Origin of the sequence: Paenibacillus castaneae, assembly GCF_002884445.1 — a bacterium.
Lineage (GTDB): Bacteria > Bacillota > Bacilli > Paenibacillales > Paenibacillaceae > Pristimantibacillus > Pristimantibacillus castaneae.
Genome location: NZ_KZ614144.1, coordinates 1,869,132 through 1,895,115, shown reverse-complemented (window position 1 = coordinate 1,895,115; position 25,984 = coordinate 1,869,132). Strand labels below are relative to the sequence as shown.

General features: G+C 46.2%; 21 protein-coding genes and 1 tRNA gene. 8 read left to right on the top strand and 14 right to left on the bottom strand.

Annotation, left to right across the window (positions count from 1 at the left end; genetic code table 11):
• Nucleotides 1-248: 248 nt before the first annotated feature.
• The 6 genes from CEF13_RS08145 to CEF13_RS08120 all read right to left on the bottom strand — a co-directional run bounded on the left by CEF13_RS08145 (nt 249) and on the right by CEF13_RS08120 (nt 6,404).
• A complete protein-coding gene (locus tag CEF13_RS08145) occupies nt 249-662 on the bottom strand; it encodes an MFS transporter (protein ID WP_102710225.1) in 414 nt (137 codons plus the stop codon).
• A gap of 208 nt (nt 663-870) precedes the next feature.
• Nucleotides 871-1,296 (bottom strand): hypothetical protein, encoded by a 426-nt coding sequence (locus CEF13_RS08140; RefSeq protein ID WP_102710224.1) that lies wholly within the window; start codon nt 1,294-1,296, stop codon nt 871-873.
• Complete coding sequence (locus tag CEF13_RS08135; RefSeq protein ID WP_102710223.1) at nt 1,280-1,753, bottom strand: MerR family transcriptional regulator; 474 nt, start codon at nt 1,751-1,753, stop codon at nt 1,280-1,282. Before CEF13_RS08135 ends, CEF13_RS08140 begins: the two co-directional genes overlap by 17 nt.
• 258 nt (nt 1,754-2,011) lie before the next feature.
• A complete protein-coding gene (locus CEF13_RS08130) occupies nt 2,012-3,214 on the bottom strand; it encodes a macrolide family glycosyltransferase (RefSeq protein ID WP_102710222.1) in 1,203 nt (400 codons plus the stop codon).
• Nucleotides 3,215-3,396: 182 nt separating this feature from the next.
• A complete protein-coding gene (locus CEF13_RS08125) occupies nt 3,397-3,765 on the bottom strand; it encodes a DoxX family protein (protein ID WP_102710221.1) in 369 nt (122 codons plus the stop codon).
• 470 nt (nt 3,766-4,235) lie between these two features.
• Nucleotides 4,236-6,404: an alkaline phosphatase PhoX gene (locus CEF13_RS08120; RefSeq protein ID WP_166742799.1), complete on the bottom strand. Its 2,169-nt coding sequence runs from the start codon at nt 6,402-6,404 to the stop codon at nt 4,236-4,238.
• 783 nt (nt 6,405-7,187) lie between these two features.
• On the opposite strand from CEF13_RS08120, the gene CEF13_RS08115 reads away from it, so the two are divergent.
• The 7 genes from CEF13_RS08115 (at nt 7,188) to CEF13_RS08085 (ending at nt 14,939) form a co-directional block, all read left to right on the top strand.
• Nucleotides 7,188-8,438 carry an S-layer homology domain-containing protein gene (locus CEF13_RS08115; RefSeq protein WP_102710220.1) on the top strand — a complete coding sequence of 417 codons (1,251 nt, stop codon included), beginning with the start codon at nt 7,188-7,190 and terminating at the stop codon, nt 8,436-8,438.
• A 26-nt stretch (nt 8,439-8,464) separates the two neighbouring features.
• Nucleotides 8,465-10,099 carry an ABC transporter substrate-binding protein gene (locus CEF13_RS08110; RefSeq protein WP_102710219.1) on the top strand — a complete coding sequence of 545 codons (1,635 nt, stop codon included), beginning with the start codon at nt 8,465-8,467 and terminating at the stop codon, nt 10,097-10,099.
• Between the two features lie 53 nt (nt 10,100-10,152).
• Entirely contained in the window at nt 10,153-11,148 is a 996-nt protein-coding gene (locus CEF13_RS08105; protein WP_342352586.1) for an ABC transporter permease, read from the top strand.
• Nucleotides 11,149-11,158: 10 nt separating this feature from the next.
• Nucleotides 11,159-12,085 (top strand): oligopeptide ABC transporter permease, encoded by a 927-nt coding sequence (gene opp4C, locus CEF13_RS08100; RefSeq protein ID WP_166742798.1) that lies wholly within the window; start codon nt 11,159-11,161, stop codon nt 12,083-12,085.
• Between the two features lie 11 nt (nt 12,086-12,096).
• Nucleotides 12,097-13,101 (top strand): ABC transporter ATP-binding protein, encoded by a 1,005-nt coding sequence (locus CEF13_RS08095; protein WP_102710216.1) that lies wholly within the window; start codon nt 12,097-12,099, stop codon nt 13,099-13,101.
• A gap of 2 nt (nt 13,102-13,103) precedes the next feature.
• A complete protein-coding gene (locus CEF13_RS08090; RefSeq protein ID WP_102710215.1) occupies nt 13,104-14,087 on the top strand; it encodes an ABC transporter ATP-binding protein in 984 nt (327 codons plus the stop codon).
• Nucleotides 14,088-14,216: 129 nt separating this feature from the next.
• The gene (locus CEF13_RS08085; protein WP_102710214.1) at nt 14,217-14,939 is read left to right on the top strand and encodes a response regulator transcription factor; all 723 of its coding nucleotides are present in this window, start codon (nt 14,217-14,219) and stop codon (nt 14,937-14,939) included.
• A gap of 316 nt (nt 14,940-15,255) precedes the next feature.
• On the opposite strand, the gene CEF13_RS08075 is transcribed toward CEF13_RS08085, so the two are convergent.
• From CEF13_RS08075 to nrdR, 4 genes are all read right to left on the bottom strand, one after another.
• A complete protein-coding gene (locus CEF13_RS08075; protein ID WP_102710213.1) occupies nt 15,256-15,546 on the bottom strand; it encodes a P1 family peptidase in 291 nt (96 codons plus the stop codon).
• A gap of 193 nt (nt 15,547-15,739) precedes the next feature.
• The gene (locus tag CEF13_RS08070; protein WP_102710212.1) at nt 15,740-21,241 is read right to left on the bottom strand and encodes an endo-1,4-beta-xylanase; all 5,502 of its coding nucleotides are present in this window, start codon (nt 21,239-21,241) and stop codon (nt 15,740-15,742) included.
• Between the two features lie 699 nt (nt 21,242-21,940).
• Nucleotides 21,941-22,014 (bottom strand) — tRNA-Ala (locus tag CEF13_RS08065).
• Nucleotides 22,015-22,152: 138 nt separating this feature from the next.
• Nucleotides 22,153-22,635 carry a transcriptional regulator NrdR gene (nrdR, locus tag CEF13_RS08060; RefSeq protein WP_102716274.1) on the bottom strand — a complete coding sequence of 161 codons (483 nt, stop codon included), beginning with the start codon at nt 22,633-22,635 and terminating at the stop codon, nt 22,153-22,155.
• A 142-nt stretch (nt 22,636-22,777) separates the two neighbouring features.
• Between nrdR and CEF13_RS08055 the strand changes: the two genes are divergently transcribed.
• Nucleotides 22,778-22,993, top strand: a complete 216-nt coding sequence (locus CEF13_RS08055) for an alpha/beta-type small acid-soluble spore protein (protein WP_102710211.1) — start codon at nt 22,778-22,780, stop codon at nt 22,991-22,993.
• A gap of 104 nt (nt 22,994-23,097) precedes the next feature.
• Here CEF13_RS08055 and CEF13_RS08050 read toward each other — a convergent pair whose 3' ends face one another.
• The 4 genes from CEF13_RS08050 to mutM form a co-directional block, all read right to left on the bottom strand.
• Nucleotides 23,098-23,664, bottom strand: coding sequence for a lytic transglycosylase domain-containing protein (locus CEF13_RS08050; RefSeq protein ID WP_102710210.1), 567 nt, complete (start codon nt 23,662-23,664; stop codon nt 23,098-23,100).
• Complete coding sequence (gene coaE / locus CEF13_RS08045) at nt 23,661-24,257, bottom strand: dephospho-CoA kinase (RefSeq protein ID WP_102710209.1); 597 nt, start codon at nt 24,255-24,257, stop codon at nt 23,661-23,663. Before coaE ends, CEF13_RS08050 begins: the two co-directional genes overlap by 4 nt.
• Before the next feature lie 15 nt (nt 24,258-24,272).
• Nucleotides 24,273-24,995: an MntP/YtaF family protein gene (locus CEF13_RS08040; RefSeq protein ID WP_208414513.1), complete on the bottom strand. Its 723-nt coding sequence runs from the start codon at nt 24,993-24,995 to the stop codon at nt 24,273-24,275.
• A gap of 119 nt (nt 24,996-25,114) precedes the next feature.
• Nucleotides 25,115-25,969, bottom strand: coding sequence for a DNA-formamidopyrimidine glycosylase (gene mutM / locus CEF13_RS08035; protein ID WP_102710208.1), 855 nt, complete (start codon nt 25,967-25,969; stop codon nt 25,115-25,117).
• Between the last annotated feature and the right edge of the window lie 15 nt (nt 25,970-25,984).

Genomic DNA, 25,984 nt, shown 5'->3' with positions numbered 1-25,984 from the left:
CCCCTTCTACTCACTAAATTTATTATAACTTTTAGCCCTATTGACTAGAGCTTACGTTATAACCGCTGGGAGATAAACGTACATTAACAGTCTTTTTGTTATATTAATTCGGAATATTCTATGTTTTTAAAGCGCTTTCAAACAGTTTCATGAGGATATCATATGCTATCGAATTCTTCAAAACAATGACCTATTCTCATTAATTATTGATATATTCTTAGGTCTGAACCGTTTGTTGTGAAGAAACATCAGTCCAACGCGGATTCTCTCTGTGCGGTACGTTCTACCGCATAGTCTTTGGCTTTATCTCCGCTATGCTGCTGAACGGAGGTAACGATTAACCCCGCAATCGTCGGCGCGATCAAGTATCCGGTGTCCACTCCTATGTAATTCGTATTACTCGCTACGCCTCGCTGCGCTTGGTCAACTAGCTTTATACACAATGTTTGAATGGCGGGAAGACATATCCCGTATCCGAAAGCAGAGATGCCACCCGCAATCAGAAACATGGGAAGCGTGCGAGAAAAGCTGATCATGACAAAAGAATGGGCAAAAATCAGAATGCCTGGAATCAATACTTTATCCATGCCGTATTTATCGGCGATTTTCCCACTGATAGGACGGGAAAACAACAAGCACACAGAATATGACGTAAAAAACAATCCTCATAAATTCTCCCTGCGGATAAATATAGATGTGCTTTGCACTACTGGAAGAGGGGCTCGACTCCACATGTCTAAAGTACTTATAAAAATCAAAACAAAAAAACGACATCTCTGCCGTTTGAGTTTAAGGAATTGATGGAGACTAGAGGGATTGAACCGCTGACCTCTTGCATGCCATGCAAGCGCTCTCCCACATTGGTTAGTTTCACTGCCCCTGACCGGACTGTTTTTTCTTCATTCTTATGCCCAGTATGATCAAGGCGACATAGATTACGATAGCAATCGAATCTATAAACGTATCCGTAAGCGCCGAAATGTCAAGCATTTCCGTTACGCCAAGAATGACCATCAGTCGGACGATCAGGATCGCCGCGATCATCCATGCGGCAAACCGGGTCTTCGATTGCTCACTTTGGAAAGACATGAAAATGAATGTGATACCGAAGACCAGATTTTCCGCCGTGATAATATGCCAAACATACGTGAATACCGTCAGGGTATCCATGGATATCTCACTAATGTCGAGCGCTGGCAGCACAGCGGATTGCCCATTCCATGCGTGCGTGACGGCAAACAGCATCGCAAGAACGCCTGAAATCAGATAATAAAAATTTCTAACCTTGATGTTCATCACAACCCTCCTTGGGAATTCCCGGTTCATTCTTTCGGATATCCTTGTAAATCTCGCGGACGAATTCTGCCAACCGTTGGTCGCTTTCGTTATTAAAGTCCCTTAACGTTTCGGCTAATATGTTGAGCAGCCGACTGACCTTTTCCAGATGGGCAATCTTATTGCGCGTTTCTGCGTTCTTGGCATCGAGGAACTCAGCAACCTCTTCGCAGTATGCGGGGTCGATATTTTCCATCTTGCGGAAACCAATTTTTCCCTTGATTTCGTCAAGAGAAAAGTCCGCATACTGCATGATCTGAATATTCATTAAGTCTATGAGGTCGTCCTTCGAATACCTTCGGTACCGATTGTCTTCCCGGGACGGTGAGACGATCCCAATCCGGTCATAATATCGAAGTGTATCCTTCGGCATCCCAAGTATCCGCGAAACCTCTTGTATAGAATAGAGTTTTTTCATGAATTCAGAATAACATTAGAGTCGACTTCAATGTCAAGTGAATTTGGCTTCCACTGGAAAAAGCACAGCAAAAAGTCGAAGTACCGATTTTATGGTGAACTCCGACTCTTTTTCAGATACGAGCATTTCTCTAATCAAAAAAAAAGAAAACGACATCTCTGTCGTTTACGCTTAAATGTATTTGGTGGAGCCTAGGGGGATCGAACCCCTGACCTCATCGCTGCCAGCGTTATGCTCTACTACGTAGGGACAACTCGATTATTTAGTCATGCCTAGACTTCGTTTATACGCAAAAATCTCCTCAACGGCTCGATGAACCCCACCTGCAGCTCGGAACGAATCGCCAATTTCAAAGGATAACTTTCGAATTGACGCATCCTTTAGTACGCTTTCCGCTGCCTCTCTGAGATCTCGTGCGGTTAAGCCTTCTTGGTTAAGGTGGATGCCTGCACCGATTTCAGCCACACGTCGCGCCACAACAGGTTGATCAGCGCTTTGGGGAAGTACAATCAGCGGCACTCCATAATACAGGCCTTCACTAGTGCTGTTCATGCCTCCATGTGTGATAAACAATTTGGAGTGTTGCAGAACTTCGATTTGCGGTACGTAGTTGCGAACGATAAAATTCGCAGGAATATCTCCCAATTCCGCAATCTGAGTTTGTCTGCCGACAGATAGAACAACGGTGTACTTCGTTTCAGCGAACGCTGCAAAACAAAGCTTGTAGAAATCCATCGCTTGGTTAAAGACGGTGCCGAGTGATATGTAAATCAAGTGATCCTTATCCAAATGAGAGAAATCAAATTGACTGTGTGAGCTCGGCACAAAAGACGGTCCCACAAACTTAAACGAGTCGTCGAGGCTTTCTCCATCGGGCTGGAAACGTTTCGATGTGTAGACGATCGTCAATGGCGCAGGATTGCAAAAAATATCATAGGCGGAGCCAACTTGCACATTGTATTCCGCTTGCATGTTACTGACCAGCTGTTGAAACTCCTGTTGTTCACGTTCATTCACATCTGCTGGAATATGACGCGAGAGGTGCTCTTGCAGTCTGTCAAAACTGTTTTCTTGAATTGCAAAACTCGTGCATGAGTTGATTGCAGGCAGGTCGAGTATTTGAGCAAGCAAACGCCCACAGCCGAACATCGAGTCGTGAATTATGTAATCAAACCGTTCTCCTTTTATTTGCTCTAGAACACTGGGAATGACGATGTCGGCGGTGCGCAATAGTCCACCTACTCGAGCCCAAGGGTTTCTTCCTCCGGCAAGGAACGCCTCCAAAAATTTGCCGGCATCGAACGTGATCACCTCTGCGCCCGTTGGCTCGATGAGATCACGAAATTGTTCAGCTATAAAGTAAACCACCTCTTCTCCACGATGGATAAGTTCTTGGACCACACCGATGGTTGGATTAATATGTCCTTCGGAACCTCCATTAATCAGCAAAACGCGAGCCATATTCATCACCTTTCATAATATGCCATCCTTTAACCCAGGCAGAATATCATTCATCATATAATGATTTGCAATCAAGATCTTGTTGATTTAATTATAACAATGCGAGAATGCTTATGCCTAAAAACAAAAAAACGACATCTCTGCCGTTTAAGTTAAGGTATTTCAATATCATAGATATGAACTTACCCAAAAAGATGGGGCAGTTCGTCTGCATATAAGATAACTACTGCAATAGCTATCAAGAGATTCAATAAGGCCGGTATCATTTTTCCGATCGGATGTTTGACTCTGACATGCGTGAGGCACGCTATCAGCATCATAATGCCTATTAATATTCCGGTCCATGCGGCAATTCCCGGATACCAGTAGCCAATAATGAGTCCTATGCATCCAGCAATTTGAACGTAGCCCGTAATGACGCGGAACCATTGAGAAAGTTTAATTGAATCAAACAGTTCGACCTGATGCTTGGCTCCTGCAATTTTGCTTCCGCCAAAGAAAGCCATGGAGAAAAGCAGCCAACTTTGAAGAACGATGGTTAGAATATGCATTTGAATCCACTTCCTTATTAATTAATATTATCCGACACCTAACGGTGTCCTAATTCATAATATAACACCATTACATGTTCTGTAAAGCAATTATTATGATGTATTTGATGGAAACCTTCTCTCTGTATTTTCACGACAAGTAGTTCACAAAGTATCATTCAGCATTCATAAACGAAACTATCACAACTCATCTTTCATTCTCTCATTTCGAACAAGACAAAGCACCATCACTAATTTAGCTCATGCAAGCAATACAAACTCAGTATATGTAGCGCATGCTCTGCTTTAAATGGTAAATACTTTCTAATATAAGGAATTTTGGAGCATAATTGCCAAATCATCCACTTATCTGTATTACCATACGGATGATTATATATGTTCCTTTAGATTAGATAAGTCCATACAAAAAACTGCCAGAAAATAATTCTCTGGCAGTTTTCACTTCTTTTTAAGAATACTTTAATAAATCACTAATTGAAGAAGCTATCTATGATATCTGCGGGAATTAAGACTCTTCCTTTAACCACTTCTACTTTACCCTGCGGTTGCACTTTTTTGCCGTTTATCGTCACCACACCTGATTTTGTGTTGATAACAAGGGCTTTACTTTTGAGGGTAACCGTAAGGGTGCGATCCACTTGGCTCCATTTTATATCAGCGCCAGTAGCTTCGGCAGCTTCACGTACAACACCTTGACCTTTTCCTTCTTGTTTATGCTCATTGTTATCGTTGTTATTAGAACCAGTCAACTTAGCAAGCGAAGGAAGTCCACTGATATAACCAACTGATCCTGCTTTTTTGTTATCCCAGAATTTATTGATGTAACTGTCTACATCAGATTTCAACGGTTCAGGAATAATCATTTCATCTCCAGGATGTTGAAGATTGCTCATAATATAGCTGAATCCATTCAAATCATCGACCATTTGTAACCCTGTAGCTTCTGCACCGGCTGGTACGGACATAATACGAGACAGTTTTTTTGTATCAACATTATATGCCCACATGAAGTTGTTCGCATGCATACCGCTATCTTCGCCGATAAACAATGTTCTCAAGCTTTGCGAGAATGAAAGGTTATCCGGGTTCGCCACTTTATCAACCGCAGCCGTGTTACCTTTCTCATCTGCCTTAGCCAGATCTTCTCCGATGACCAATGCCTTCATCGTTGCCGGTACATAACTGCTGTTTATAACGGCTTGACTCGAATCCTTCTGTTTGTCTTGCAGAGAAAGCTCGTACGTTGCGCCGGATTTCAACCTCGGAAGTTGAATATGATCTGTAGGATCTTCACCTTTAGCATCTTTTTCCATGCCTTTTTCAACGTAAGACATTGCGATATACATCTTTTTGTCTTTCTCGTTTACGGTTACGCCTTCCATTTTGTTAAATTCGGAAGTAGCTCCTAAAAGAGCTCCATATCGTCGGGATTCCATAAAGGCAGCCGCTTTTTCCATACCCGGCTTCACTTTCAGCCACTCGATTTTGCCACTTGGGTATGTTTTAATCTTTCTAAAGCCTTCCGTATCTTTATCCGCTGTTTCAAAAATATCACTGAATGTAATACCTTTATCGATATACGTTTTGATTTCACTGTCGGACGCATGTCCAAGCTTAATCCATTGCAGGTCGGCTGCTCCGCCGTCTTTGTCGCTCGTTTGAATCCATTTTGCAGCGTATAGTATGCCTGCAGAAAGCTTTTCAGCTTTATCAGCAACATACATGAACATCATCGTATTTCCGCCATCGTCGCCGAACAATACCGTTCTGCGATCCGGGGCAACCTTACCAAGCTCATGAGAAAAGCGACCCATACTGTAATGTTTCACAACTGCTGTGGAATTATCCGAATGTACTGTCACTTCTGGGATATATCCGTTTGCGTAAGGATTTCCAACTTTATTGTCGTCTTGATAATACAGTTTCGTGAAAGATTCGACAAAAGTTTGCTTTGAATCTTTTTCGAATACGCGAGCATCCGCTTCGTATTCCTCACTGCTCAGATGTGTGTTCCACGGGGTTAAAGATCCATTACAAGGAATCCACAAACCTCCTACTTCTGAAAAATCAACCTTCTTCACATCCATAACCTTTAGTTCACCGGTTTTTTTGTTTTGGTCGATGGTGCTAAGGCTCATGGATGCCGGAATCATCCCGTAAGCGCCATTTCCAGCATTGTCGTGTGTAATATATTCATAATGAGTAAGCAGTGAAAGCGGATTTCCATTAAGTGCAGTCTTTTGGGCACCTTTAACACTAAACAAACTGTTGGAATCCGGACCGTCGGATACATATGGCACGGGCTTATCTGCTACACTTTTGTCCATGATCGGGTTACCATTAACATCTATTGCTAATCCAGCTGGCGTTCCATTAATGACATCGGTAGATTTAAACATGGTTTTATAAGTCAATGGAAAATTCTGCACCGTTCCATTCGTAAAAGTAACTTTAAGAGATGCTCCCGAATATGCTTTCGCCATGTCTTCTGCTGTGGCAGGTGCCGTCATTCCTACAAATTCTACTGATTTAATCTTTTTAGCGGAATCTGCTTGAGCAACACCTGGAAAGAACGAAGGAGCAATTAGAGCAAGTCCCAAAACCGGAGCAATAAACTTTTTCAGTCTTAATTCTTTCATTTTCTCACTACCTTTCTATTTCTCTCAACTCCTTTTTTAGGATACCGCTCGAATGTTAGCTGAATATAAACTGTATTGCAGGGTTTCTTTAATGTTTGAATTCTATTATTCAAAATCGTCAATGTCATCTGCAATTGAATCGATGAACAGGCTGCCAGATGATAATTGTGAAATCTAGAAACGATGAATAACAATTCTAATAAACGTTTTGGTAAATTTTTTATTGCCAGTAAAAACTCATTATAGTAAAAAGCAAGGATATCATCGACTTCAATATTCCATTCGACTTCACTTCTAAACTTCCACTCCTAAAAACATTGTCCATTGTAACTATTAAAAACCTTCTCATTGCAACCATTGACTTTGATAAAATGGTTTTTAACTTCATTTACATCTATCCAGTCTTCGGTTTCTGAAAACCCGAAATATTTAACACAATGACAAAGAAAGAATTCAATTACAATTCGGTTCCGACACCTCGTTCATGATCAAATCCAAAGCAAATTGGAGAACAAAAGTGGAAATTAAACTTCCTAATCGCTGTTTGTAACCTTTGTTAGACTTTTGTGAAACTTTCGTTAGTTTTCCGCAACATTTGTAACAAGGGCTTGTGAAAGTTTTGTGAAATATTATTACTATGCTGCCATAGAAATGTAAGAAGGTGTACATGGTGAAACTTTCTTGTTCGGCAATAGGGGCATTGCCCATCATTAAATTTCCCATTGTCACCCGTTTTATTGGCTGCGCTCTAACTATTACACATTCTAGAAGGAGGATGCACACTTGAACATTCGAAAACTAGCAGTTGTAAGCGCTTTATGCATGTCTCTGACGATTGGCAGCTCTTCAGCATTCGCCGCATCGTTCTCAGACACGCAGGGTATCACGGGAGAGGAGTCTATTCACAAATTGGCCGCACTGGGGGTATTCTCGTCAACGGAGAAATTCCGTCCGGAGCAATCACTTACACGCGGCGATCTATCCTACTTATTGGTCAACGTCTTATCGCTTAAAGCACCGGCAAAAGCCCCGAAAATCACTGACGTCCCTACTACTAACAGTGCTTATGAAAGAATTTCCAAAGTTGTAGGAAACGGCTACATATCGTTGAAAAATGGTAAATTTAACGCAAATCAAGGAGTAACTTATGGCGAGCTAAGTATAGCTCTAGCCTACGGACTCGGGTTTAAAGCAGCCTGGTCTGACCGTCAGATCGACACCTTCTATTTCCTTGAGCGTAAAGGGATTCTTTCCATTGACACTAATCTTGACGCTATCGTCACGCGAGAGGATGTCGCTATCGTACTGGATAAATTCCTTGAAGCCAAATCTTATTACAAGACAGACACCGGCGTCGTCAGCGAATTGACAGGCGACGGCATCGTTATCAACAACGGTTCTGAAAATGCAGCCTACAAAATAGCCGGCAATGCTGCGCTGTTCATAAACGGGGAAGAGTCCGCTGTAACAATGTTCGGTGCCGGAACAGCAGTACAAGTTATATTCAACAATAAAGGTGAAATTGCTTATATGAACGGCGACATTCTTGGTCTATTGATGGGCTCCATATCCTTGAACGACGGTAAGGTGAAGATCGGTAGCGCCATTAAAAATATCGATCTCAACGCTTACGTTACTCCATTGCCTAATGATCCGGACAACTCTTTCTCCTTCACCAATTTCGGCTTCTACTCTGCAGCAGGCGTAAGCTTCGGCGGGTCCGCCTATATTAATGAAGCCAAAGACGAGGTTACGATGTTAAGCGTATACGTCTCGAAGACGGAAGAAAAACCGTTCACCATTGATGGATCTACTCTGACCGTTGATTTCTCGGATGATGGACTCGACGATCAATCGTTCCAGATCGCTGAAAACGCCAAGATTGTGCTAGAGACGCAAGCAGATAAAGCACTCACGATCAAGGAGCTCGCGGCGTATCAAGCAAGCAACATTTTAAGCGGCACTGTAGACATGAATGAAGAAGGCTTTGTTACCGCCATAAAGGCAAAGATCGAACCTAAAAAATCCAAATAATGCCTGTAGAGAGGAGTATGTGAACCGTGAAAAATCTGATGAATAGAATAACCGCCATCTCTCTTGCTGCGGTTTTATTGTTCTCTGTACTTGGAGCAACAAGCGCAGCAGCTGCCCGCAAAGGATTCGATCCAAATAAAGTCGGCGGTAAAATCGTTCTAACCTCGTTCTCCGATCCGGTTATTTTCATCTGGAACCGTGCGAGCGATTCTGCCTCCATCGATCTGATGGGAATGATGTTCGAATCGCTTGTCAAATCAGATTTCAATGGCCAGCCCATTCCGGGCCTTGCGACCAGCTGGAAATTCGACAAGCCTAGCTTGACGTACACGTTCAATCTCCGCAAAGGTGTAAAATGGCATGATGGCAAGCCATTCACCTCCAAAGACGTAAAGGCAACTTTCGATATGTACATTGATCCCGATTCGGTTAACACATACAAAACGGATTATGAATCCATCCAATCCGTTACGATCGTTGACGACTACACCGTAAAGTTTAAATTGAAGGAAAATAACGTATTTTTCCTGACAGGCGGCCCGGCGAGCGCTGGCGCGATTTTGCCGGCTCATCACTTCCCGAATGGCGTAAAAGACTACAACGCGAAAAACTCGAAGTTTGGCCGCAATCCGATCGGTACCGGTCCGTTTAAGTTTAAAGAATGGAAAACGGCTGAACGTGTCGTGCTTGTCGCGAACAAAGACTGGTGGGATGGCCGTCCGTATTTGGACGAAATCGTCACTCGCATTCTTCCGGATGCCAACGTAGAAGCGCTCAATTTGATCAAAGGCGACGTTGACTTCGTTGAAAAGTTAAATCCAAGAACGTTGTCTGAAGTAGCGAAAAACAAAAATCTCAAAACGATTACGTACGATGAGGGCCGTTTCGACTATGTAGGCTGGAACAATAAAAACCCGATATTCGCAGATAAAAAAGTTCGTCAAGCGATGAACTATGCGCTCGACCGTCAAGCGATCGTATCGAAAATCTACCTCGGCAAGGCGTATCTCGGCACCGGTCCGATGCATCCGACACTGCCACAAGAAAACAAGAATGTTAAGCCTTATCCGTATGACTTGAAGAAAGCGGCCGAATTGCTCGATGAAGCCGGCTGGAAGAAAGGCTCTGACGGCATCCGCACGAAGGATGGCAAGAAGCTGGAGCTTGAAGTCACGTACAACAACGGTAATACGAACCGTCAGAAGATCGCCCAAGTTTTTGCGGCGGATTTGAAGAAACTCGGCATTAAAGCAAACGTTCGCGGTTATGAATGGTCGCTCTATCTTGACAAGTATTTGAAAGGCGAGCTCGATATGTTCGTCCTTGCATGGGGCGGCTACGACGGCGCAACGCTGGAGCATAAAGGATTTTTCCACTCTTCCGCCATTCCGGATCTAGAGAAGGGAACAGCCGGCAACAACCGAATGCGTGTCGACTATCCGAAAGTAGATAAAATCCTCGAAGATTACTTGACGGAAGAAGATGCTTCTAAACGAATCAAGCTGTATCAAGAGCTTCACGCTTTCCTGGCTGAGGAAGCGGTCGCTGCATTTACGCACCATCCGAAAAATACTGCAGGAATGAATAAAAACCTGATGGGCGTAAAAATCTCGATGGCCAGCTCCTTCTTCAATATTGAAGATTGGTACTGGAAAAAGTAATGATTTCCCTGCAGCCTCCCGCGATATCCATTCATCGCGGGCGGCTGCCCTATTTGGACAGAAATGAGGGGTGCTCCTTGTTCGTATATATATTGCGTCGAACCTGGCAAACGATTCCATTACTATTCATTATCTCTATCGTAACGTTTGCCCTTATGACACTTGCCCCCGGCGATCCGATCGCTATGTTTCAAAACCCTGAAGGCGTCAACAATGCGGATAGTTTAGAGACATTACGAGAAGATCTCGGTTTAAACGATCCGATTTATGTGCAATATTTAAAATGGCTCAAGCTCGTTGTAGTAGAGGGCAATATGGGCTATTCGTTTGCGGACGGAAGGCCCGTCGTCGAAATGATTTTAGAACGTATCCCCGCAACGTTAATATTGATGGGAACGGCCATTACCCTCTCCTTTTTAATTGCCATTCCGATTGGAATTTTCTCTGCCGTTCGTAAGTATTCCGCAGCGGACAATCTGTTTACGTTTCTATCCTTTTTGGGTATATCCATTCCCTCCTTCTTCTTGGCGTTGATGGCTATTCTCTTATTTTCTTTGAAATGGTCTATTTTCCCAGTCAGCGGGATGCGCGGCGATCATACGGACGGCTTTAACTTTTTCGATATTACCTACCATCTTGTCCTGCCGGCAACGGTGCTCGCTTTCGGATTAATCGCGTCTTTATCGCGATTTATGCGATCGAGTATGCTGGAGGTTATTAATCAAGACTTTATTCGCACAGCAAGAGCCAAAGGGGTATCTGAACGAAAAGTGATTATGAAGCACGCCTTCCGCAATGCGCTGCTCCCGATTATTACGTTGGTTGGACTCCAATTGCCAAGCTTGCTCGGGGGGGCTTTAATTATCGAAACCATTTTTGCTTGGCCGGGCATGGGACGGCTCGCTATCGACTCCATCTTTAATCGTGACTATCAAGTAATTATGGGGATCACGATGTTCGGATCCTTACTCGTTGTCATAGGCAATCTGCTGTCAGACGTACTCTATGCCGTTGTCGATCCTCGTATTCAATACGGCAAAAATGGATGAGGTGAAACTTTTGAGCTTACACAACCCTGCGATTCCCCCTCATAATGAAGCGCAAATCCAGAACGACTGGTCGATGCAAGGCAAAATAGAAAGCCGCGGCGCAGCTATTTGGAGAAGGTACCGAAAAAATAAGCTTGCCGTCATTGGTTTAATTATTATAGTCATTTATGTGATTCTCGCGCTTGCAGCTCCCTTATTCTCCGACTATGATCCTGAATACTTTGATTTAATGAATTCGGATATGCCGCCTAGCTTCCAGCACCCGTTCGGAACGGACTCCCTAGGGGGAGATGTGTTTATTCGATCGCTTTTCGGAGCAAGAATATCTTTATCTGTAGCCATCATCGCGATGCTCATTACCTTAGTAATCGGTGTCGCGTACGGTGCGATTTCCGGATATTTCGGCGGGATTGTCGACACGATCATGATGCGTATTGTTGACGCTTTGCAATCCATCCCTTCTTTCTTCCTGCTGCTCATTATTGCCGCTAGTATGACGCCCACGATGTGGTCGACCATATTGGCCATTTCTCTTCTAGGATGGATGAGCATGTCCCGTATCGTCCGAAGCGAGATTCTATCGCTGCGTCAGCGTGATTATGCGGCAGCCGCGCTTGCGACAGGAGAATCAAAGCCGGGCATTATTTTCTATCATATTTTGCCTAACGCCATTGCACCGATCATCGTTATTGCGACACTGGAAGTGGCGGGAAACATTCTTTATGAAGCGACCCTTAGCTTCTTAGGCCTCGGCATCCAGCCTCCAACGCCAAGCTGGGGCAACATGCTGTCGAGCGCGCAGGAAATCGTTACACTGACCATGTATCCTTGGACTGCTGTATTTCCGGGTCTGTTCATTATGGTGGCCGTTCTTTCAGTGAATTTTATCGGTGATGGCCTTCGCGATGCACTCGATCCGAAAATGAAAGATAAATAGGAGGCATAACCATGACAGCAACGGAGACAAAACAGGCGACGTTGGTTCAGGTATCGAAATTAAAGACACACTTCTTTACGGAAGACGGCATTGTGCCAGCGATCGACGGCATTGATTTCGAAATTCGCGAGGGCGAGACGCTTGCTATTGTTGGCGAATCGGGAAGCGGCAAAAGTGTAACTTCTCTATCGCTTATGCGGCTCATTCCATCGCCTCCAGGCAAGATCATCGATGGTGATATTACTTTTAAGGGCGAGAGCCTGCTTCAGAAAACAGAAGCGGAAATGCGCAATATTCGGGGAAATAAAATATCGATGATTTTCCAAGAGCCTCTGACGTCTCTTAATCCTGTCTTTAGAGTAGGAGAACAAATTGCAGAGACATTAATTCTTCATCAAAACATGAATAAGAAGGAAGCTTTAACCGAAGCGGTCGAATTGTTGAAATTGGTAGGCATCCCAGAGCCTGAGCGCCGTATAAAGCAATATCCGCATGAGTTATCCGGCGGCATGCGGCAGCGCATAATGATTGCGATGGCCCTTGCCTGTAAGCCGGAGCTGCTTATTGCCGATGAGCCTACTACTGCACTTGACGTGACAATACAAAGCCAAATTTTGCAATTAATGAAACAATTAAAAAAATCGACAAACATGTCCATCGTATTAATTACTCACGATCTCGGCGTCGTGGCGGAAATGGCCGATCGTGTCATCGTGATGTATGCAGGTCAAGTTGTTGAGCAGGGTGATATATTTACGATATTTGAGAGCCCTAAGCATCCCTATACGGAAGGATTGCTCAAATCTATGCCAGGGTATGAGCAGCGCACAGGACAACTGTTCGCCATTGATGGCGTTGTACCGAATCCGCTCCACCTGCCCCCCGGATGCCGATTTGCTCCGAGGTGTAAATATGCGGTCGATCTGTGCCGAAGCGACGTGCCGCAAGTGATCAACACCAATGATGAAGAGCTCGTTCGCTGTTGGAAGTATACGGATCGATGGGAGGAGCAATAGTTATGGCGAGCCGGGAAACGCTTTTGAAAGTAAATCGAGTGAAAAAATATTTTCCGATGCGCGGCGGACTGTTCGGGGCAGTGAATGCCCAAGTGAAAGCGGTAGACGATATTTCCTTCGATATTTATAAAGGAGAAACGCTCGGTCTTGTAGGAGAAAGCGGCTGCGGCAAGTCGACCCTCGGGAAAACGATGGTTCGGCTGCTCGACCCAACGGAAGGACATATTGACTTTGAGGGTAGAAATATTTTTAAACTGAAGGACAAAGAAATGTCCAGCCTGCGCAGAGATATGCAGTTTATTTTTCAAGACCCTTTCTCCTCGTTGAATCCGCGGCTAAGCATCGGTGAAACGATTGAAAGAGTGTTGAAAATCCACGGAATGGGCAATAAACAGGAACGCGAGGAAAGAGTTCAACAGTTATTGGAAATGGTTGGGCTTAGTCCTTATCATATTCGAAGATATCCGCATGAATTTAGCGGCGGTCAACGACAACGCGTCGGCATAGCAAGAGCGCTTGCCCTTAATCCAAAGCTGCTCGTGCTAGACGAGCCCGTATCGGCGCTCGATGTATCGATTCAATCTCAAGTTATCAATTTACTCGAAGAATTGCAGCAGCGCCTAGGCCTTACTTATTTATTCGTATCCCATGGCTTAAATGTGGTGCGGCATATCAGCAATCGAGTTGGCGTTATGTATCTGGGCAAGTTGGTGGAGCTCGCTAACACGGATGATCTGTTCGATCATCCGAAGCATCCCTATACGAAAGCGCTCATTTCGGCTAACCCTGTCGCCAATCCACGGCTGCGCGATCAGGAAAAGATCATTATCCAAGGGGATGTGCCGAGTCCGATTAATCCGCCAACAGGATGCCGGTTCCATACGCGCTGCCCATTCGTGCAGCAATTATGTAAAGAGGTAGAACCCGCACTTCAGGAAGAAGCGGACGGCCACCATGTAGCCTGCCATTTTCCGCTGGATGAATAGATAATTTTATTGAAATAAAAATTCAGTTTAGTCCCTCTGTACTAGGAGGAATTAACCAGTCAATCTCGAATATCTATTGTATTAAAACGCTTTCACAATCGTTTCATTACTCTTTAGGGTGGGTAGTCGATGAATAGAAAGCTGCTTATCGCGGATGAACAACAAGAGAGAGGTTCCGATTTGGAATCTTATTTTCGAAAACTCGTCACGGTCGAACGCTGCACGGACGGCATCGAAGCGCTCGTTAAGACGCTCCGGTTCAACCCGGATATTATCATTGCGAGCAGTACGATCCCTAAGCTGATGGGATCCGGATTGTTCGAACAGATCAGAGCTTCTTCGCGAGCAGTCATTTTAATGATTACACCAGGGACGACAGAAGAAAGACTCGATTATTTCGAAGCGGGTGCAGATGATGTGTTCCCTGCCCATGTCGAGGCCAATGAAATTGCTTATAAGGCGGAAGCATGGCTGCGACGCTTAGGAACAGTACCGATTAAGGAAACGCAGGACAGTTCAATCCTTTCCTCAGGACCCATAACGATTAACCAATATACTCATAAGGTGTTTGTGGAGGGGGATGAAGTTAATTTCACACGTAAGGAATTTGCAATATTGTGGATGCTGCTGTCCAAACAAGCCCAAATCGTCAGCCGACTTGAACTGCTTCGTATCGTCTGGAATTACGAAGAATACGGGGATGACCGAATGATCGATACGCACTTAAATCGAATTAGAAGAAAATTGGGCGAGTACAGCCATATTTTCTCCATCAAAACAATATGGGGCGTTGGTTATATGCTAGAGATGGTGAAAGAGGATCGTAGGCTTCTGAAGAAAGTGAAAGCCTGATAAACTAAGAACGCAGAGATGTGGAATGAATAAGCTTTAAAAAAGCGGAAGAACCTTACGCAGGCTCTCCCGCTTTTCCATGTTTTGATTGATGTGTAGTCCATAGTGATTTCTCAAGTAGTACCGAAGCTCTCCTGTCGTCAATTCAACGAAGATTACTCACCCATCCCGTCCGCGTGGACTGAACCCCTGACCTCTTGCATGCCATGCAAGCGCTCTCCCAGCTGAGCTAATTCCCCAAGTGTTTCCAATGATCGAATAAAGTTGAAAATAACACTGATGTTAATTTTTTAACTCTGTTCCCCACTAAACTACTTCAATCCTTTTGGGCTTCCTTTACTCCCCTGACGATGGCCTGCTCGAGCACCACCGCTGCTACGGTGCCGACTGCGGTCACGGCAGCATTACCGATAAGCCCGCTAGTATCGGTTCCGGTCGCTATGCAGAATACTGTGTTCCCGTCAGCCTGAATATGCACCGGGGAAATCGCCCGCGCCATACCGTCATGGGCGAGTGTCGCTATCCTCCCTGCCTCGGCTTTGTCTAGTTTGGCAGTGGTTGCGATAACCGCGATGGTTGTGCTTCTGCTCCGTGTCGAGATCGGCATTGGTGTTATTCCTTCAAGAATTGCCCTAGTTTGGTTAACGAGTTTAATTTCTCTGAGGCACTAAGTTTATTTTCGGGCATGAAAAATGCTCCCCTAACAGCAAACAGGTTATATATTATTTCACCTGTCTACCGTATGGGGAGCATATCAAGATTCAATCAGCAGAGCAGCCTCTTTAGGCTATCTGAAACTCTTATTTACTCCAAATCCGTTGCAGGATAACTGCCGCTTCGGCGCGAGTGAGAAAGCTGTTCGGCGCCAATTTGCCGTTCGATCCTTGCACGATACCCGCATTGACCAGTGCTGCAACGCTGTCTTTCGCGTAAGAAGCTACCGAAGCCTCGTCGCTGAACGCATCCAAAGTGCCGCCTGTCGGCAACGCTTTGCCTGCGGCTTTCGCCGCGCGAGCCGCGATGACCATCATGTCTTGACGCGAGATCTTGCTGTTCGGATCGAACAGATTGTTGCCCGTGCCTTGAATGATGCCGAGCTGCACAGCGATCTTGACCGCATCATAGTAGTATGCGGAGGAATCCACGTCGGAGAACATCGTTACGGAAGCATTGTTACCTTTAAGCTCCAATGCGCGAACGAGCAGCGACAGGAAGTCCGCTCTCTTGATGGAGGCGTTCGGATCGTACGCGTTCTCGCTCGTGCCGTTAATGATGCCGCGAGATGCCATCGCTTCGATCGCTTTCTTCGCCCATGGTACGGACTGAAGATCTCCGAACGATTTCACTACGAACGCAACTGCATAGTTACTGAAGTGAGTCGTCGAGAATTTGACCATACCGCTTGCTGCATCGTAGCGGGCATTCGGCACAGGTGTAGCTTTGCCGCTGCCGTCGATGTACCAGATAATGATGTGATCCGGATTTCTTAGCTCTTCAGCCGTCGGCGTGTAAGGTACGGATACCGTTACAGGCGCGTTCGGGTTGTTCCAAGCGACAACTGAGTCGCCTGCCAAAAATTCGAGGCTAATGACCGGATGGTTACCGATTTGCTGGCGGACATCATTGCTGAGTCCTTCTGTCGAGACCTTGCCCAAGCGAACCGATACGGACTCGGAGCTGCCGACGTTCGTGCCTGCCAGCATGTTGCCAGGAAGCTCGACCGTGCCGTTCTCCGTCTTGATCACAAGTACTGTCGATCCGGAATCTTTCAGGCTTTGAAGCGGCAATTGCACGTCGTATGAATTTGCGCCTGCTGTTGCAGGAATGTCGATCGTAACTTTTTTCTTGCCTGCAGCGTTAGTTACAGCTTGATCGAACGCTTTCTGTAGATTGCCGGCAGAGATGTTGGACGATGCCTTACCGTTATTCACGGTAACTTTTGGTGTGATCTGGCCGTTCACAGCCGGTTGTTCAGTCACCGGAGGAGGCGTGCCTGTACCGGTCTGAGGATTCTTACCGGAAAGCGTAAGCACTCCAAAAACGGACGTGTCCTGATAACCTTGGCCGGTCAAATCGTTCCATGCGGCAACGCTCTGACGAGCACCGTTTTTACCGTCGTTGATTTGCACGTCAAAGCCTAGCTTCATGTTGTTTTCCGGCGTGATCGATGTTAACGGTATTTTCATTTCTACCGTGTAGTTCGTTCCGGAAAGAGAGGTGGCTGACTCGAAACCGGCTGCTTTGCTTGACGGATTGAAAGATGCCTGGTTCTTATAGTTTACTCTGTATTGTCCATCATCCGATTGATAGGAAGTTGTCTTTCCATTATTCTCGTCTACGAACACTTCGACGGAATCTTGTTCATACGCGTTCGGGCTAGTACTATCCAGTTCCGCATTATCAGTTACTTGGATTAACACATACAAGTTGTGATCATCCCAAAGCGCTCTGGCTACGCCGCGTGCACCTTGCCAAGCCGTTTGGAACTTCTGGATCGAAACTTCAGGCGCATCGCTCCAGATCGCGTCAATGTCTCCATCTATGACTGGCGTACCGTATTTAGCGGACGTTTGGCTAGCCGTTACCGAAACCGGAGGGTGCTCCGCTATGAACTTGCTCGGATCGATAACGCCGTAATAGGCTTGCTTCGCTTGCAGGTTTTTATCGAAGAGCAACGGCGGGTTTTCTTTTCTCCAGCTCGTCGCGTCGTTCAGACCCCAGAAGGTGACTCTGGCGATATTCGCGGCGTGCTCTTTGTAAATTTGGAATAGCTGCGCATACAAGTAGCCTTGCGCGATTGCTTCCTTGTCGGTGATCGTGCCGCTGCTTCCGGCCGTTATATCCAGCTCGGTAATGCTGACTTCAACGCCCAAGGAGATAAACCGTTCCAACGACGCCTTAACGTTGTCCGGCTTCGTGTTGATGTTGTAGTGCGCCTGCATGCCAACGCCGTCGATCAGCTTCTTGCCCGGATGCGTAAGCGCGTACTTGTCATTGAGATCTTTGACCATACTGTAAATGGCCGTAGATTTGTTCTGGTTATCATCGTTAAAATCGTTGTAATAGAGCTTGATATCCCAGGACGGATGCGCGTCCAGCACTTCTCTTGCCGCCAAGAACGCTTGCTCCACGTAATCGTTACCGATCGCCGTTTTCCAAGGAGAGGTGCGCAGGGCAGCACTCCAATTCGTCGGATTAGCAGGATTGTCGTTCATCGCTTCGTTGACGACGTCCCAAGAAACGAAATTGTTGCCGTATTTCTCACCGTAGTGCGTCAAAACCGTTTGGATGTGCGTTCTCATATTGACGAGCGCCTCGTCGCGGCTCAAAGGCGAACCGTTCGAGGTATACATCCACGCTGGCGTCTGTTCATGCCATACGAGCACATGGCCGTGCACTTTCATCCCTGCGGCGATCGCTTTATCGACAAGCGAATCCGCATAAGTGAAAGTACCTTTCACCGCCTGTGTTGCATCCGGTTTCATGGCGTTTTCCGCCGTTACGACATTATGATGCAATTTGAGAAGCTCCAGGCGAGTGCCATCGAAATCCGCTGCGGATACCGCATTGCCGATCAAGAAATCGTCTTGGTACTGTGTCTTAATTGGCGTCAGGTCTTTTTGTACGGAGATAGGGATCGAGCCTGTGTTTACAAAGCTGATATCGTCGATGTAGAAAGAAGCAGTCTTATTGCTGGAGCTCTCGACGTAGATAGTCAAAAATTCGTCGCCTACGCTGGAGTAACGATAGGTGCCTTCAAGCTTCACCCATCCGTCGGTAGCTCTGACGGTTTTTCCTTGAATGGTATTGTAGCTGGCGGTGCTGCCGTTGCCGACTTGCGTGGACAACTGAAGCTGCGAGCTGGTCGGCGAGATCAGCTTGACCCATGCCGTTACTTTGTACTCGCTGCCTTTGTCTACGTTCTGCTCGACGCGAATCGTCGGACCGTGCCAAGAGTCTGTACGGCCTTCTACTTTCAACGCATAAGCACCGTTGTCGGTATGATTGTCTTCATTCGTAACGGTCAACGTTTCCGTTCCCGCGCGGCCGACAAAGCCGCCCTTCGATTGATCCTCGAACGTAATGGTAGTGAATGGCACCGCTGGAGTTCTTGAAGGCTCGGCGCCAGGCGTAACGTCTTTGATTACGAATTCGTCCATATAGAAGTCGGCTTTCGCCGTGGCGGTTTCGTCTGGGCCGTAGATGTTAGCCTCGATCCACACTAGGAATTCGGTCGTGTTGGCTGGTACTTCGTAGCCTTTCAGTTCGAACGTCTTCCAAGCGGAGTCCGTAACGGCTTGGTTGCCGATAATCCATGGGTAGCTTTCTGTACCGCCGGATTTGACTATCGCACCTAAATGGTAGTTATCGGTGCCTTGAGCGGACCGAAGTTTGAACGAGATATCGTATTTATGACCGGATACCAACTTGCTGGTCAAATTGAGCGATACGGCGCTCTTTCTTTCCGAACGGTCCTTATATAGAAGGGATTTCGTTCCATCAGATGCGAAGTCGGACGATACTATCGCAGTACCGGTGCCGTTCCATCCCAGATCCACCCAACCACCGAGCTGACCATCCTCAAAGCTTTGGGACAGGACGAAGAATCCTGGAGGAGGAGCTGCGCTTGTCTGGCGGATGACGACGTCGTCGATCGCGAAGCTTGTACTTTTGCCGGCGTCTTCTGACTCGAAGTAGAGTTTAATCCCCGTAGCGGCGGCGTTATATGTGTAAGTACCGCTCAGTTTCACCCAAGCGCCGCTCGTGACCGCCGTCAACCCGATCACTTGCTTAAACTGGTCGTTGCCGGTTATTCCGGATTGCTCAATCGAAGCTTTTAGCTGCGTCGAAGCTGCTCCGGTATCCAGCTTGGCGTAGGCGGAAATTTCGTATTCCGCGCCTTTTTCAAGCGTATCCGTCAACACTAGGCTCGGGCCGTGGTAATTTTGGGTGCGTCCCGTCACGAGAAGCGCGTTTGAGCCGGAGTGGTAGACGGCATTCGTTGCGGTCGCCGTAGCGCCGTTGCCGGTCCATCCATTTTTGCCGTTTTCGAACTTCTCGACAAGAACGGCCGGTTTGACGACTTTCACTTGGAAATCGTCGACGTAGAAGCTAGCGGTTTTACTGCTGCTGCTCTGTAAATAGACTTGCAGGGCATTGGCGTTCATGTCGTATGTATACTCGCCTTTGACTTGTACCCAAGCGTCGGCTGTTACCGTTGCCGCGGAGCCTGGATTCAGGTACTCGTCGGCTGCCCCAGTCTGTTGAGCGCCGAATTGGATTGTCTCGGAGCCGGTCGTTCCCTCTTTGAGTTTAACCCATGCGGAAAACTCGTAAACTGATTCCTTGTTCAATTTGCCGGTGGCGGCGAGGTTAAAGCCCGGGCCGTTCCAGTTGTCCGTTCTTCCTTGCACCAAGAGACTGCGGGTTCCGCTGTGAGCGGCATTGGTCGAAGCCGTTACCGTCTCGGTACCGCGCTTAAACCATCCTTGCGTGCCGTTCTCGAAGTCGTTCGAAACGACGACGTTCCCGATCGCTTCCGGTGTCGGAGGCGTAGGTCCGCCGATCGCGGCTGCGAAAGTATTTAAAGTATCGTCTTTCTTAATGAGAATACGTCCCATCGCCAAGGCGTCGTCATCGCCGCTCCAGGCTTTGAAACCGACAATAATTCCGTTCTCCGTCGCGGCTGCTTTTACGTCCGCGTTGTAGTTGCCGTAAGGATAGGCAAGAAGGATCGGATCTTTGCCGGTAATTCCTTTCAAGAACGTATTAGCGGATTGGATTTCCGCGGCCGCGGTCGCTTTGGTGATGCTAGCCGTCCATACGGCTTGATCATGCGTCTTTGTATGGTTTTGAAGACTGATGTTCGGGTTGTTTTTCAGCGTGTTCAATTGGCTCAGCGTCATTCCCCAAGAACCGATATTGTCCTGGATGACGAAAGATACCGCTTTCATATTGTACTGCGTCAATACTGGAAGCGCGTTTGTAATAAAGTCCGGTGTCGCGTCGTCGAACGTCAGCAGGATCGGTTTAGAAGGAGCGGTTGCCCCGTTCACGATAATGTCGACGTACTGTTCCGCGGATACGGTGGTATAGCCGTTATCGTTCAGATACTTCATTTGTTTTTTGAAGTTGGCTGTGCTGTATTGATAATCTCCGGATGGATTATCGGTGATTACATGGTACAGGATGACAGGTATCGTTGCGCTCGCTGCATTCGCATTTGGAGCATACCAAAATTGCGGCACTAACAGTGCAGCGGCTAACAGTGACAGCAATAGCCGTTTGAAGCGTCTACTCATTTGATGTCCTTCCCCTCAGAATGGATTTTGAAGTTAACTAAAGCGCTTTCAATCTTGAAGTTGAATGGCTCCTCCTTCCCGTATCTTCAATTATAATGAGTGTTTTAATAGGGCGGCACCTATCGAAGTAGAGATTCTACTTTAAAAATTAAAGAAGATATTAGATCCGAACTTATGAACCACCAACTAAATACAAAGAAAAGGATATATCTCATAAATGAACATAATTCAGTAGTTATTGCTATTTCATTTTGGAAAATATGAAGGCTGTAACAGACCACAGCAAAATGAGGATGGCGCAGACACAACCTCTTCGCCATCCTCATTATTAGTTAATGAAACCTTTATTTACTCCAAATCCGTTGCAGGATAACTGCCGATTCGAAGCGAGTTTTATTCCTCTAATGGATCCTCTTCACCATCGCCAACCCAAGCTCCCTAAGAGCCTCAGTATTAGCGATAAACTGCGGCAGAGTTACTGGTCAGCATGTTAGCTACACCTCTAGTACCACGTCCACTCAGCATGTGTGACGTTACATAGAACCAAGTATTTGATTTCATTTTAGTAACTATGTAAAATAATTGCTGAATTTCAGTATACATACCTAAACTGTTCAAATGTTCTCAGTTAGGGATTTGAAATATATCCAAGCACAAAATCAAAAAAAACGGCATCTCTGCCGTTCTGATGATAATGTATGGTGGAGCTAGGCGGAATCGAACCGCCGACTGATCGCTGCCAGCGACCTATTTTCCCCCTAAACTATAGCCCCATATTTAGTTGTTAACTCGCTGTTTTTATGGGTGTTAAACCGGTAATGGTGTTCTCCCAGCTGAGCTAAGGCCCCAGATATTGCATAATGTCATCGAATGACGACAAAATTGATAATATCACAGGGGCTTCAGATATGTCAATCCTTATCTACAATACTGTTAAGAGGATGCTTGGACAGCAAGCTGTTGAGCTCTTTCATAAACATATCGATATCTTTAAATTGACGATATACAGATGCAAAACGCACGTATGCTACTTCATCTACTGGATATAGCTCATTCATAACGATTCCGCCTATAGCACTGCTATCTACCTCGGCAAGGGCTGTCGTGCGAAGCTCTTTCTCGACTTCTGATACAATGACCTCAAGACGCTCCATAGGTACGGGACGCTTCTCGCAAGCGCGAATTAGTCCGCGTAATATTTTGTCACGGCTGAATTCCTCACGGCTGCCGTCTTTTTTGATTACGATTAGAGGCGTTTCCTCAATCATTTCGAATGTCGTGAAGCGGCGGCTGCACTTTTCGCATTCACGGCGTCGGCGAATTGATTTATTTTCGTTGGCCGGCCTGGAATCTAATACTTTTGTACCGGCATAGTCACAGTATGGGCATTTCATGTTGTGTTTGGCCTCCTTTCTTTGCTCAGAAGCTTCTGCTTTGAGCCTATTCTCAAACAAAATAAATTTCCAGCGAATTCCTGTAATGAACTTTTGATTTTTGAGCATAATACTTTTACCAACCGCAAGGAGGTGAACATACATGAGCGCATCCCGCAGCAGTAACCAACTAGTAGTACCACAAGCGACAGCTGCACTTGACCAAATGAAATTTGAAGTGGCTCAAGAGTTAGGTATCGCGATTCCGCAAGACGGATACTACGGCAACATGGCAACGAAGGACGCTGGCTCCATCGGGGGATATATTACCCGTCGCCTCGTACAAATTGCTGAGCAATCCCTTGCTGGTCAAAAATAATGATTCATTTCAGTTGTATGAATAACAGATGCTTTGGCTGGCTCGTCAACGAAATGACGAGCCTCCAAGGCTTCGTTGTATTTTCAGTAATAATGAGTTTCGGATCAGAAGCTTGGATACAAATCCTTGTACTTATTATAATAGTAAATAACCCGCTGTACATAGTGCCGGGTCTCACCGAACGGAATTCGGCTCACCGTTTCTAATTTCCCATCCCAAACTCCTGAATCCAGCCATTTGCGAACATTGCCTGGACCCGCGTTATACGCCGCAATTGCAGCGATTTGATTTTGATCAAATTGTTGATGCAAGGATTTCAAATACCACGAACCGACCTCGATACTGACATCGGCACGATTCCGCAGCATATCCTCTGTCACTTCCTTGAAGCCTGCCTTCTGTACGACCCAATTTGCCGTATCCGGCATAATTTGCATTAATCCTAATGCACCCTTCTTTGAATCCTTGCCTGTCCGATAGTTGGTCTCACTGCGGATAATGGCAGCAACCAAATGCGGTTCAACACCGTAATTGGATGCACTCACCCGAATGTCTTGTTTATAATACACGGGATACATCCATGTACCAAGCCAATTGGATTTAAGAAACAATATAGCTATGAGGCCGAGCAGCAGTACGAGAAGCACTCTTTTCTTTAATAAAATTTTCATGGCAAGCTCTGGCTTTTCCAGAAATCATTAATTTGCCGCTCTGTCTCTTCTATAGTACCGCTATTATCAATAACCCATTCAGCTAAGTCCCTTTTTTGCTCAATATCCATTTGCAGCAATACTCGGCGCCTTGCTTCTTCCTCCGTTACTGCATTTCGCTCCATTAGCCGGGTAATTTGCACCTCTGAAGGCACATATACAACCATCACACCATCGTATAGATGCTTCTGGTTCGTTTCATAGAGCAGCGGCACATCAGCTACAACTAAACGATCTGGATACTGCTCTTCAAACGTATGTATCCTATCCTGCATTCGCTCACGTATAGCTGGGTGCGTAATCGCTTCAAGTGCCTTTAAGCTCGCTTTATCGCGAAAAACAATGTCACCGAGCTTCTTTCTATTTAATGAACCATCAGTCTCAAGCACTGCTTGTCCGAACGCAGAGGCAATTGCCTCCAGTGCGGACTCTCCTGGAAGGACGACCTCCCTTGCAACTTGATCGGCATCGACCAGCAGCGCACCGCGTTCTACGAGCATGTTAGCAATAGTACTTTTACCGCTGGCAATGCCGCCGGTTAATCCGATTTTCATCCATTTCACCTCAAATTATAACAGCTTCATGATTCCCATCATAATCAATAATATGCCTGGCAGCACGGATAAGGTTTGCATACCTTTCCAAGCGGAGAAACGAAATCCGAAACGAATGCCTCCTACGAGAAAAAGTGCGCTTGATGCCGTTATCGTCAATGCTGTAAGCAGAACTGGCAAACCAATCATTGCCGCTCCCAAGCCCGCTCCAAATGCATCAATTGACAATGCAACACCAAGCATAATCGCTTCTGATGCAGAAATCGTTCCTGATTTGTCAAAGTCAGCCGTTTGCGGTGTCCGTAAAATTTGAATAACTAATCCCATACGCTTCAGCTCAACCATAACGACCAAAGCCGACTTGGACAGTTCGCCCATATGGGCCCTGCTCCCGACTTCAGAAGAAGCGGCTGCTTCTCTTATGTTCTGAGGCAGTTCAATTGTCTCAACAATCTCGCTTTTTGGCTTACGGCGCTTTAACTGAAGCAAGGCCCAGCCTCCAATTAAGATCAATAAGCATGCGCCAATGAGCTTGGAGACAAATTCAGAGAGATAATTAGTCAACAATTCTCCAACTTGCATCGATATAAAAATAATAAGGCCGGAGCAGCACGCAATAATGAATACGGACAGAAGCGGTATGCGGATTCTCCGCAAGCCATACGTAACACCTACGCCGAAACCATCCAAGCTAACTGCAAAAGCAAGAACTAGCAATGATACAACATGCGCGATCAATCGTAAAGTCCCTCCCCGCACTGCTTTTGCCCAGCTCACATGCGATCTGTAAGTAGACATTAGCCTATAAAACTAATATATGCTGGGAGGGTACCTCTGTGCTTGTCGATTCGAAAATGCTACTTGGTTCTTGCTTGGCCGGATGCGCCTATCGGTTGGCATTTCGCACAAATATGCGTGCCTCTGCCTCCAACCGTAAACTTCTCAATCGGCCTCGCACAGACAGGACAAGGCTCATCCTTCTTTCCGTAAACAAGCAGCTGTTGCTGGAACATGCCCATCTCGCCTTGACCGTTCACATACGACTTGATCGATGAACCGCCCGCTTCAACCGCTTGCGACAGCGTCGAGCGAATGGCTTCATACAATCTCTTCCATTCGGCCGACTTCAGCGTATCCGGAGTTCGTTCGGGATGAATCCGTGCTTGAAATAAAGACTCATCCACATATATGTTGCCTAAGCCCACGATATGCTCCTGATTTAACAGAAGCGGCTTGATGCGAGTCGATCGCTTCTCCAGCTTGTCCTTCAACGCAGCCAAAGTGAACGACGGCTCCAAAGGCTCAATTCCAAGCTTATTGAGCGGAGGGAGCGTAAGCTCCTCACCCTTCTTAAACAAATGCATCGTTCCAAACTGACGAACATCCTTATAACGAAGGTCTGTTCCATCATCGAAATGAAAGATCACATGTGTGTGCAGCTCAATCGGCTCATCGGATGGAAACACGCCATATCGGCCTTCCATCCTTAAATGGGATACGAGCACAAGCCCGTCCATTATAATTCGCAAAAACTTGCCACGCCGCTCCACGGTTTCGATGGTGTAGCCGACAAGCGCATCTGCAAATTGCTCTGGTTCGGGAGGAAGCTGTATAATACGCGGGAGTCTAACGGTTACAGATTGGATTCGTTTTCCCGCTACAAGTTCATTTAGTGTTCTTCTTACGGTTTCTACCTCTGGCAATTCAGGCATTTCTCTTCACCTCAA

What these genes read in the sequence shown, in the direction of transcription:
- coaE (WP_102710209.1), bottom strand. Translation starts at nt 24,257, where the DNA reads ATGAAAATCGGATTAACCGGCGGCATTGCCAGCGGTAAAAGTACTATT.
- CEF13_RS08075 (WP_102710213.1), bottom strand. Translation starts at nt 15,546, where the DNA reads ATGCCGATCTCGACACGGAGCAGAAGCACAACCATCGCGGTTATCGCA.
- CEF13_RS08050 (WP_102710210.1), bottom strand. Translation starts at nt 23,664, where the DNA reads ATGAAAATTTTATTAAAGAAAAGAGTGCTTCTCGTACTGCTGCTCGGC.
- CEF13_RS08085 (WP_102710214.1), top strand. Translation starts at nt 14,217, where the DNA reads ATGAATAGAAAGCTGCTTATCGCGGATGAACAACAAGAGAGAGGTTCC.
- mutM (WP_102710208.1), bottom strand. Translation starts at nt 25,969, where the DNA reads ATGCCTGAATTGCCAGAGGTAGAAACCGTAAGAAGAACACTAAATGAA.
- CEF13_RS08135 (WP_102710223.1), bottom strand. Translation starts at nt 1,753, where the DNA reads ATGAAAAAACTCTATTCTATACAAGAGGTTTCGCGGATACTTGGGATG.
- CEF13_RS08090 (WP_102710215.1), top strand. Translation starts at nt 13,104, where the DNA reads ATGGCGAGCCGGGAAACGCTTTTGAAAGTAAATCGAGTGAAAAAATAT.
- CEF13_RS08070 (WP_102710212.1), bottom strand. Translation starts at nt 21,241, where the DNA reads ATGAGTAGACGCTTCAAACGGCTATTGCTGTCACTGTTAGCCGCTGCA.
- CEF13_RS08140 (WP_102710224.1), bottom strand. Translation starts at nt 1,296, where the DNA reads ATGAACATCAAGGTTAGAAATTTTTATTATCTGATTTCAGGCGTTCTT.
- CEF13_RS08125 (WP_102710221.1), bottom strand. Translation starts at nt 3,765, where the DNA reads ATGCATATTCTAACCATCGTTCTTCAAAGTTGGCTGCTTTTCTCCATG.
- CEF13_RS08095 (WP_102710216.1), top strand. Translation starts at nt 12,097, where the DNA reads ATGACAGCAACGGAGACAAAACAGGCGACGTTGGTTCAGGTATCGAAA.
- CEF13_RS08055 (WP_102710211.1), top strand. Translation starts at nt 22,778, where the DNA reads ATGAGCGCATCCCGCAGCAGTAACCAACTAGTAGTACCACAAGCGACA.
- CEF13_RS08130 (WP_102710222.1), bottom strand. Translation starts at nt 3,214, where the DNA reads ATGGCTCGCGTTTTGCTGATTAATGGAGGTTCCGAAGGACATATTAAT.
- nrdR (WP_102716274.1), bottom strand. Translation starts at nt 22,635, where the DNA reads ATGAAATGCCCATACTGTGACTATGCCGGTACAAAAGTATTAGATTCC.
- CEF13_RS08120 (WP_166742799.1), bottom strand. Translation starts at nt 6,404, where the DNA reads ATGAAAGAATTAAGACTGAAAAAGTTTATTGCTCCGGTTTTGGGACTT.